Raw genomic sequence first — 10,141 nt, 5'->3', positions numbered from 1 at the left:
CGCTGCTCTACCGACTGAGCTAACGACCCACTGTATTAATGGATCTATGATAACGCATTTGCTCTAGAATCGAAAGAATAAATTCATTCGTTCAAGCTAATTGGTTAAATTACAAACGATGAAAACAAAACAGAATCCAATAAAAAATGGATCCTGTTTTTCAAGTATTAGAAATACTAAGAATTAGTACGCTAACACTGCACGACGGTTTTTAGAATATGCAGCTTCATCATGACCTAATACTGCAGGTTTTTCTTCACCGTAAGATACTGTGCCTAATTTACCAGCATCAACACCTTTACCAGCTAAATAACCTTTAACTGCATCTGCACGACGTTGGCCTAATGCGATGTTGTATTCTGGTGTACCACGTTCATCAGTGTTACCTTCTACTAATACTTTAGCAGCTGGTGTTGCATTTAAATATGCAGCGTGCGCATCTAAGATTTGAACGTATTCACCAGTAATGTCATATTTATCAAAACCGAAATAAACGGTATTGTAACGTTGTTGAAGATCAGCAACAGAGTAACCGCCAAAAGTTTGAGCAGCACCATTGCCTGCAGCATCGTTGTTAGATGAACTACAAGCTGCTAATGCAGCTACAGAACCTGCAACTAATAATGATTTAACAAATTTGTTCATTAGATTTCTCCTAAATGAGTTTTTTATTTAGTTAAGTATGGAGACCAAGCTGGAAATTTAACTTGACCATCACTTCCTGGAAGGCTCGCCTTAAAGCGACCATCTGCAGAAACCAATTGTAGCACCTTTCCTAAGCCCTGTGTAGAACTATAAATAATCATAATTCCATTTGGAGAGAGGCTTGGACTTTCGCCTAGAAAAGATGTACTAAGTACCTCTGAAACGCCCGTTGTGAGATCTTGTTTAACTACATTATTGTTACCATTAATCATCACAAGTGTTTTTCCATCTGCACTAATTTGCGCGCTGCCGCGACCACCCACTACTGTTGCACTACCACCGCTTGCATCCATTCGATAAACTTGTGGCGAACCACTTCTATCGGATGTAAATAAAATTGAATTTCCGTCTGGCGACCACGCTGGTTCAGTATTATTACTCGCACCACTCGTCAATTGAGTAGGTGTACCGCCATTTGCTCCCATAACGTAAATATTCAGAACACCATCACGAGAAGAAGCAAAAGCTAAACGAGAACCATCTGGCGAAAAGGCTGGCGCGCCATTATGCCCTTGAAAAGATGCCACTACTTTACGTGTGCCAGAATTTAAATCCTGTACAACAAGTTGTGATTTTTTATTTTCAAACGATACATAAGCCAAACGCTGGCCGTCTGGAGACCAAGCTGGAGACATAATTGGTTGGGCACTACGATTGACGATAAATTGATTATAGCCATCATAATCTGCTACACGAACTTCATAAGGTTGCGAACCACCATTTTTTTGCACAACATAAGCGATACGAGTTCTAAAGGCACCACGGATCGCAGTTAATTTTTCAAAAACTTCATCACTCACAGTATGTGCGCCATAGCGTAACCATTTATTTGTTACTGTATAGCTATTTTGCATTAATACAGCCCCTGGTGTACCTGATGCACCAACCGTATCAATTAATTGATAAGTAATACTATAACCATTACCCGATGGAACCACTTGTCCAATTACAATTGCGTCAATTCCAATATTCGACCAAGTCTCAGGATTCACCTCTGCAACTGAAGTTGGGCGTTGAGGCATTTGAGACACCGCAATAGGATTAAACTTACCACTGTTACGTAAATCATCTGCAACTATTTTGCTAATATCTTCTGGTGCAGAACCAACAAATGGCACGACAGCAATAGGGCGCGCACCATCAACCCCTTCATCAATGACAATGCGTACTTCATCGCCAGCGAATGCATTGCTTCCAACAGCAAGTACAATCGCGAATACGCTCACTAAACGTTTTAATAATTTCATTTTGTTACCTTTAAAATTTAACAATAAATTTTTCTAAAGAATTATCGAATATCAAAGTCAATAATTGGTGATTTATATTTTTCATAAATTTCATCTGATGGCGCAGCTGGAACTTTTTTCGTTCTAGCCACCGCACTTAATGCAGCTGAACAAATATCATCAGAGCCTGAAATTTTTTGATACCCCAAGATTGTGCCATCTCGACCTAATTGAATTTTAATACGACAAACCTTTCCTGCAAAACTTGGATCTTTTAAGAAACGACGTTGAATCTCTTTCTTAATTACACCTGCGTATTGATCCCCAACCTTACCACCATCGCCAGAGCCAAGTGCAGCACCGCTACCTTGAGTTCCACCTTTATTTGTGTTTCCCCCTTTAGATGCACTGCCGCCACCAATATCTCCGCCATTTAAGAAATCATCTAGGCTTGCTTGATCTGCTTTACGTTTCGCTTCCGTAGCAGCTTTAGCTTTTGCCTCAGCAGCGGCTTTCGCTTTAGCTTCTGCATCAGCTTTTGCTTTAGCTTCAGCGGCGGCTTTTGCCTTAGCTTCCGCTTCTACTTTTGCCTTAGCTTCTGCATCAGCTTTCGCTTTTGCCTCCGCTTCAGCCTTTGCTTTAGCTTCAGCAGCGGCTTTTGCCTTAGCTTCGGCTTCTAGTTTTGCCTTAGCTTCCGCCTCTTGTTTTGCTTTTTGAGCAGCAATTTCTGCTGCTTTCGCTTTAGCCTCTTCTTCAGCTTGTTTTGCCGCAGCAGCTAAACGTTTAGCCTCTGCATCTGCTTTTAATTTTGCAGCTTCAGCCGCTTGTTTAGCCCTAGCCTCTTCAGCTTGCTTCTGTTTTTCCAACGCTTCTTGACGAGCTTGCTCTTGTTGTTTTTTTATTTCTTGCTGACGTTGCTGTTCTTGCTGACGTTTTAACTCTTCTTGTCGTTGAACTTCTTGTTGATGCTTAATCTCTTCTTGATTAGGCTCAGGTGGTTTTTCTTCCACAACAGGTTCTGGGCGTTTTTGTTTATCCGATTGCCCTTTTTTTTGTTGTTGAATACGCCCCCATTCCTGAGCAGCCGTACCCGTATCAACAATCACTGCCCCTATTACATCTCCTTCACCTTCTCCACCACCCATAATTTCAACGGTGTGATAAAGCGAACTTAAAATCAATAAGCCAAACAAGATAAAGTGCAAAAGGATAGAAATAGCAAAAGCATTGATTCCTTTCTTTTGTCGATTATTTTGCACGTGTTACCTACTTAGCTAAATGGGATTTGTCATTAAACCTACAGATTTAATGCCTGCAAGATGAAGTAAATTCAATGCCTTAATCACTTCTTCATAAGGCACTTCTTTAGCTCCGCCTACTAAAAATAGCGTATTATTATCCTTATCAAATTCCTGTCTAGATAATTGAGTAACCATTTCTTCTGTTAAACCTTCTTGACGTTCTCCGCCAATAGAAATCGCATATTTTCCAATGCCTGCCACTTCAAGAATGACGGGGACTTTATCTTCATTAGAAACCTCTTGGCTTTGCACAGAATCAGGCAATTCAACTTGAACGCTTTGACTAATAATAGGGGCGGTTGCCATAAAAATTAACACTAAAACTAAAAGCACATCTAAAAAAGGCACAATATTAATTTCAGATTTAATTGCTTTACGCTGACGACGAGCCATATATTCCTCTAAAATTTTAACTTATTTTTACCGCACTTTTTCTTCAAAGTGCGGTCAATTTTCCCTATTTTTAGTGAGGGGCTTTACCAAAGGCTTGACGGTGTAAAATCGTCGTAAATTCATCAATAAAATTACCGTAATCTTGTTCAATGGCATTCACTCGTAAACTTAAACGGTTATAAGCCATTACTGCAGGAATTGCGGCAAATAAACCAATCGCAGTGGCAATCAAGGCCTCAGCGATACCTGGCGCTACCATCTGTAACGTTGCTTGTTTTGCACCACTTAATGCCATAAAAGCGTGCATGATACCCCAAACAGTTCCGAATAAACCAATATAAGGGCTAACAGATGCCACTGTGGCTAAGAATGGAACTCGGCTTTCCAAACTTTCAATCTCACGGTTCATCGCAAGATTCATCGCGCGCATTGTGCCTTTAATAATCGCTTCAGGTGCGTCTGGATTTACTTGTTTTAAACGTGAAAATTCTTTAAATCCCACGCAAAAAATTTGTTCGCTGCCCGTTAATCCATCGCGACGATTAGATAGCCCTTCATAAAGTTTATTTAAATCTTCTCCTGACCAGAAACGATCTTCAAACGTACGTGCTTCTTTTAAGGCATTCGTTAAAATACGGCTACGTTGAATAATAATTGCCCAAGATATGATTGAGAAAGAAATCAAAATCACAATTACCAATTGCACAACAATACTTGCTTTTAGAAAAAGATCTAAAAAATTCAATTCTGCAGTCATTGCATACTCCGAAAAATTATTTTAAGTGATGAAACGCCGCTTTAACTTCTTTGGGAAACGCCACAGGTTTCATCTTGCCTAGATCAACACAGGCTACTTTAACAGTAGCCTTTGATAACATCAGGGTGTTGCGCATCAGTCTCTGTTCAAAAAGGATTGTAGCTCCTTTTACTTCTGAAACCTCTGTTTCCACCATAAGTAAATCATCCAATTTTGCTGCCACGCAATAATCAATGGCGAGCGTTTTGACAACAAATGCGAGTTGTTGTTCCTCTAGTAAGGTTTGTTGCGTAAAATTTAATGTACGCAAATATTCTGTTCTTGCTCGTTCAAAAAAATGCAAATAGCGAGCGTGATACACTACGCCACCTGCATCAGTATCTTCATAATACACACGAACAGGAAAAGAAAAGCAATTATCCAACATATTCTCACCCAATTGGTCGCAATAAACCTTGTATTCTAGAACCAGTTTTTGGGATAAGCAAGCTATCTATGAAAAAACTCAATAAGATTTTATTCATTTTAAAACATCTAAAATTTTTACCGCACTTTTAGTCTGACTAGCAAAAGATAAGGTAATGACAAATCATTTTTAACCTTTCTAATTGAGCAAAATCCATTCAAAACATAACCTTTCTTTAAAAATAGCCTCTATGTAATCTTAAGCCACCAGTATTTTTATTCTTGATATTTAGCGTTTCTATGCGACAATCTTTGCGGTTATTTACTTTAAAAATATGTTTTACTAGATGGATTACGAAAATCAAATTGCCAATATTTTCTCACTAAATGGCGAATTAAGCCAAAATATCAAAGGTTTTCGTCCTCGAGCTGAACAACTTGAAATGGCATATGCTGTAGGTAAAGCAATTCAAAATAAATCTTCTCTTGTAGTTGAAGCTGGAACGGGTACAGGAAAAACCTTTGCATATCTCGCACCTGCTTTAGTTTTTGGTAAAAAAACCATTATTTCTACAGGATCTAAAAATCTTCAAGATCAGCTTTTTAATCGAGATCTTCCAGCTATTAAAAAAGCCCTTAATTTCACGGGAAAAATTGCGTTGCTAAAAGGTCGGGCAAACTATCTTTGTTTAGAGCGTTTAGATCAAGTGATTGCTCAAGGTGTGCTTGGAGATAAGTCTGTTTTAGCTGAATTAAGTAAAGTACGAAAATGGAATAATAGTACTAAAACAGGCGATTTCACAGAATGTATCGAGCTTGCAGAAGATAGCCCAATTATTCCTCAACTGACGAGTACAGCGGAAAGCTGTTTAGGCACCGATTGCCCTAATTATTCAGAATGTTATGTAGCAAGTGCGCGTAAAAAAGCATTAAATGCTGATTTGGTTGTAGTTAATCATCATTTATTTTTTGCTGATATGGCTGTGAAAGAAAGTGGTTTTGGCGAACTTATTCCGAATGCAGAAGTGATTATTTTTGACGAAGCTCATCAGTTACCCGATATTGCCAGTCAATATTTTGGTCAATCTTTAACATCACGCCAGCTTTTTGATTTGTGTAAGGATATTAATATTGTTTACCGCACAGAACTTAAAGATATGCATCAGCTTGGCACAACATCTGATACCTTACTGAAAGTGGTACAAGATTTTCGTTTATTACTGGGTAATGGGAGTAATGTTCGAGGAAATTGGCGTGAGCTTTACAGGCAAAGTGCGGTGAAAAAAGCCTTTGAATTATTACAAGAGAAAATAGATTTTTTATCTGAAGTAATTAAATTAGCACTTGGTCGTTCCCAAACTTTAGACAGTATTTTTGAGCGTGTTGAGTCCATTAAAATCCAACTCAAACGTTTATCTGAAACAAATATTGTGGGTTATTGTTATTGGTATGAAGGAAATGGTCGCCAGTTTGGTTTACATATTACGCCATTGACAGTAGCAGATAAATTTGGTGCTCAGCTCGAAGCGAAAGAAGCCGCTTGGATATTCACATCTGCGACATTAGAAGTGGGGGGAACTTTTAATCATTTCTGCCAACGTTTAGGCATTGAAAATGCGACACAAAAAATTTTATATAGTCCCTTTAATTATTCTGAGCAGTCTTTGCTTTGTGTGCCTCGATATTTGCCGAATACTAATCAAGTGAATACATTAAATTCACTAGGCGAAATGTTATTACCTGTGATTGAAGCAAACAAAGGGCGTTGTTTTGTTCTTTGCACTTCCTATTCAATGATGCGTGGTTTAGCAGAATATTTCCGTGAAAAAAGTCATCTTTCGATTTTATTACAAGGCGAAACCTCAAAAGGCAAATTACTCGAACAATTTATAAAAGAAACGCATAGCGTTTTGGTGGCAACTTCTAGCTTTTGGGAAGGTGTAGATGTGCGAGGCGATGCACTTTCTTTAGTGATTATTGATAAACTTCCTTTTACTGCGCCAGATGAGCCTTTGTTGAAAGCTCGCATTGAGGATTGTCGTTTACAAGGTGGCGATCCATTCAATGATATTCAAATTCCTGAAGCGGTAATTACCTTGAAACAAGGCGTTGGACGTTTAATTCGTGATGTTACAGATCGTGGCGTTGTGATTATTTGTGATAATCGATTAGTGATGCGCAATTATGGCGAAACTTTTTTGAAAAGTTTACCTAACTCAAGTCGTACCCGTGATCTCAACAAAGTGATACAATTCTTACAAAATAAGTAAACGAGAATAATAATGCAAAATTTAACTTTATTGGCGTTGGACACCTCTACTGAAGCCTGTTCAGTCGCTTTATTGTATCGTGGTGAGAAAACACATATTAATGAACTAGCACAACGCACACACACTAAACGAATTTTACCTATGATCGATGAAATTTTGGCAAATTCGGGTTTAGGTTTAAATCAAGTTGATGCTTTAGCTTTTGGGCGTGGGCCTGGTAGTTTTACTGGCGTTCGTGTTGGTGCGGGGATTGCACAAGGTTTAGCGTTTGGTGCGGATTTGCCTGTCATTCCAATTTCAAATTTAACCGCAATGGCACAGGCGGCATTTGAATTACATCAAGCAGAAAATGTCGTTGCCGCAATTGATGCCAGAATGAATGAAGTCTATTTTTCTCAAGTAGTGAGAGAAAAAGTGCGGTCAGATTTTGGGGAAGTTTTTCAATGGCGAGAAATCATTAGCGAACAAGTTTGTTCTCCAGAACAAGCGATTAATCAGCTTCAAAATGATAACGCATTTAGAGTAGGGACAGGTTGGGCTGCTTATTCTCAATTTACTGAAAAAAATCTAACTGGCTCAGATATAGAACTACCTAATGCCTTATATATGTTAGAACTTGCACGAGTAGAATTTTTGCAAAAACACACAATTTCAGCTTTAGAGATTGAACCGATTTATTTGCGAAACGAGGTTACTTGGAAAAAATTACCAGGGCGTGAATAAGTTTAAATAACTGGAGGATAGAAAATGAAAGGAAAAATCACCTTATTTTTTACCGCACTTTGTTTCGGATTAACGGGCTGTATTGCACCACCAAAAGGGTTAGAAAAAGAGCGATTCTCAATTAATTCCTATCGCGAGATTTCTCCTCAGGATTTGACCTGTCATTGTAAAACAGTTCGACTTGGAGGAAAAATTGTCAATACTACCGTTTTAGCAAATCAAACAAAAATTGAAGTGTTAAGTTTACCCGTATCATCAATTTCAGGTAAACCATTTGTTGAATTGCAATCCGATGGTCGCTTTATCGTGTATTTCAACGGTTTTGTTGAGCCTGAAAATTTAAAAGAACGTTATATTACTGTAGGTGGTCAATTAGCTGGAACAGAGAAAGGCAAAATAGAACAAGCTGATTATACTTATCCTGTTGTTCAAGCGGATAAATACCGTATTTGGACACTCAGTACTACCTATGATTATCCAACAGATGATTGGGATGAAGATGATGATTGGGGATTTTTTAGATGGAGACATCGCCTTTGGTATGTTCAGCCTCAAATTCACTATTATTTGAATTAAATGATAAAATCTTAAGATTTTCCAACAAATTAGGATAAAAAATGGAAAAAATTTGGTTTCAAAATTATCCAGAAGGTTCTGAAAAATTTTTGGATACCTCAAAATATGAATCTATTTTGGATATGTTCGACAAAGCAGTGCGTGAACATCCAGATCGCCCCGCTTACATTAATATGGGGCAAGTACTTACTTTCCGTAAATTAGAAGAGCGCAGTCGTGCATTTGCCGCATATTTGCAAAATGAATTTAAACTTCAACGTGGCGATCGCGTGGCATTGATGATGCCAAATTTATTGCAATATCCCATCGCACTTTTTGGCATTTTGCGTGCTGGCTTAATTGCAGTAAATGTCAATCCACTTTATACACCGAGAGAATTAGAACATCAGTTGCAAGATAGTGGTGCGGTAGCGATTGTCGTGGTATCAAATTTTGCTTCTACCTTAGAAAAAGTTGTTTTCAATACTAATGTCAAACACGTTATTCTTACCCGAATGGGCGATCAACTTTCATTTGGTAAACGTACTTTGATTAATTTTGTTGTGAAATATGTGAAAAAACTCGTGCCGAAATACAAATTACCGCACGCAGTGACGTTCCGTGAAGTATTGAGTATTGGTAAATATCGCCAATATGTTCGTCCAGAAATATCGCGTGAGGATTTAGCCTTTTTACAATACACTGGCGGCACAACAGGCGTGGCGAAAGGTGCAATGCTGACACACGGAAATATTATAACCAATGTCTTCCAAGCAAAATGGATTGCAGAGCCATTTATTGGCGATCATTCTCGCACTCGTTCAGCTATTTTAGCCTTGCCTCTTTATCACGTATTTGCCTTAACGGTAAACTGCTTATTATTTTTAGAGTTAGGTGTCACGGCGATCTTAATCACCAATCCGAGAGATATTGAAGGATTTGTGAAAGAGTTGAAAAAATACCGTTTTGAAGCAATCACTGGTGTGAATACCTTATTTAATGCGTTGTTAAATAATGAAAATTTCAAAGAAGTTGATTTTTCTGCGTTGAAACTTTCTGTGGGTGGCGGTATGGCTATTCAACAGTCTGTAGCAACACGTTGGCACGAATTAACGGGCTGTAACATCATTGAGGGGTATGGAATGACGGAGTGTTCGCCATTAATCGCCGCTTGTCCAATTAATGTTGTGAAACATAATGGTACTATTGGCGTGCCAGTGCCAAATACTGATATAAAAATCATTAAAGATGACGGTTCAGATGCAAAAATTGGCGAAGCTGGCGAATTATGGGTGAAAGGCGATCAAGTAATGCGAGGTTATTGGCAACGACCAGAAGCAACCAGTGAAGTATTAAAAGACGGTTGGATGGCAACAGGCGATATTGTCATTATGGATGAATCATATAGTTTACGCATTGTGGATCGTAAAAAAGATATGATTTTGGTTTCTGGCTTTAATGTCTATCCAAATGAAATTGAAGATGTCGTTATGCTGAATTACAAAGTGGCTGAGGCTGTGGCAATTGGTGTTCCTCACGCAGTTTCTGGCGAAACGATAAAAATCTTTGTCGTGAAAAAAGACGATACTTTAACTCGTGATGAACTTCGCAACCATTGTCGTCAATATCTCACTGGCTATAAAATACCAAAAGAAATTGAGTTCCGAGACGAACTGCCAAAAACTAATGTTGGTAAGATTTTACGTCGGGTTTTACGCGATGAAGAAATCGCAAAACGTACAAAACATTAATGTCAAAATGGGATAGCAATATCCCATTTTTGTTCTTTTCAAATAAAAAATCACT

General features: G+C 38.4%; 10 protein-coding genes. 4 read left to right on the top strand and 6 right to left on the bottom strand.

Translation table 11 applies throughout. The features are described from left to right. Positions 1 to 183: 183 nt before the first annotated feature. The 6 genes from pal to ybgC form a co-directional block, all read right to left on the bottom strand. Entirely contained in the window at positions 184 to 645 is a 462-nt protein-coding gene (gene pal, locus HMPREF2813_RS02105) for a peptidoglycan-associated lipoprotein Pal (RefSeq protein ID WP_005652235.1), read from the bottom strand. Between the two features lie 23 nt (positions 646 to 668). Beyond that, the gene (tolB, locus tag HMPREF2813_RS02100) at positions 669 to 1,952 is read right to left on the bottom strand and encodes a Tol-Pal system beta propeller repeat protein TolB (RefSeq protein WP_048946909.1); all 1,284 of its coding nucleotides are present in this window, start codon (positions 1,950 to 1,952) and stop codon (positions 669 to 671) included. A 41-nt stretch (positions 1,953 to 1,993) separates the two neighbouring features. Next, positions 1,994 to 3,190, bottom strand: a complete 1,197-nt coding sequence (gene tolA / locus HMPREF2813_RS02095) for a cell envelope integrity protein TolA (RefSeq protein ID WP_065245019.1) — start codon at positions 3,188 to 3,190, stop codon at positions 1,994 to 1,996. Between the two features lie 15 nt (positions 3,191 to 3,205). After that, entirely contained in the window at positions 3,206 to 3,625 is a 420-nt protein-coding gene (gene tolR / locus HMPREF2813_RS02090) for a colicin uptake protein TolR (protein WP_005649190.1), read from the bottom strand. Between the two features lie 70 nt (positions 3,626 to 3,695). After that, on the bottom strand, positions 3,696 to 4,382 hold the full coding sequence (tolQ, locus tag HMPREF2813_RS02085) for a protein TolQ (protein WP_042593340.1): 687 nt from the start codon (positions 4,380 to 4,382) through the stop codon (positions 3,696 to 3,698). A gap of 16 nt (positions 4,383 to 4,398) precedes the next feature. Beyond that, on the bottom strand, positions 4,399 to 4,809 hold the full coding sequence (gene ybgC / locus HMPREF2813_RS02080) for a tol-pal system-associated acyl-CoA thioesterase (RefSeq protein WP_005649192.1): 411 nt from the start codon (positions 4,807 to 4,809) through the stop codon (positions 4,399 to 4,401). Positions 4,810 to 5,134: 325 nt separating this feature from the next. On the opposite strand from ybgC, the gene HMPREF2813_RS02075 reads away from it, so the two are divergent. Genes HMPREF2813_RS02075 through fadD form a run of 4 tightly spaced genes read left to right on the top strand, consistent with a single transcriptional unit; the run spans position 5,135 to position 10,086 of the window. Then, a complete protein-coding gene (locus tag HMPREF2813_RS02075) occupies positions 5,135 to 7,057 on the top strand; it encodes a DNA repair helicase YoaA (RefSeq protein WP_048946911.1) in 1,923 nt (640 codons plus the stop codon). Between the two features lie 12 nt (positions 7,058 to 7,069). Continuing rightward, positions 7,070 to 7,780, top strand: a complete 711-nt coding sequence (gene tsaB / locus HMPREF2813_RS02070; RefSeq protein ID WP_048946912.1) for a tRNA (adenosine(37)-N6)-threonylcarbamoyltransferase complex dimerization subunit type 1 TsaB — start codon at positions 7,070 to 7,072, stop codon at positions 7,778 to 7,780. 24 nt (positions 7,781 to 7,804) lie between these two features. After that, positions 7,805 to 8,356 (top strand): Slp family lipoprotein, encoded by a 552-nt coding sequence (locus tag HMPREF2813_RS02065; RefSeq protein ID WP_048946913.1) that lies wholly within the window; start codon positions 7,805 to 7,807, stop codon positions 8,354 to 8,356. Positions 8,357 to 8,397: 41 nt separating this feature from the next. Then, positions 8,398 to 10,086: a long-chain-fatty-acid--CoA ligase FadD gene (gene fadD / locus HMPREF2813_RS02060; RefSeq protein WP_005656393.1), complete on the top strand. Its 1,689-nt coding sequence runs from the start codon at positions 8,398 to 8,400 to the stop codon at positions 10,084 to 10,086. Positions 10,087 to 10,141: the final 55 nt, after the last annotated feature.

The sequence above is a fragment of the Haemophilus sp. HMSC066A11 genome (assembly GCF_001811665.1).
GTDB classification, from domain to species: domain Bacteria; phylum Pseudomonadota; class Gammaproteobacteria; order Enterobacterales; family Pasteurellaceae; genus Haemophilus; species Haemophilus influenzae.
This window is presented reverse-complemented; position numbering and strand designations above follow the sequence as displayed.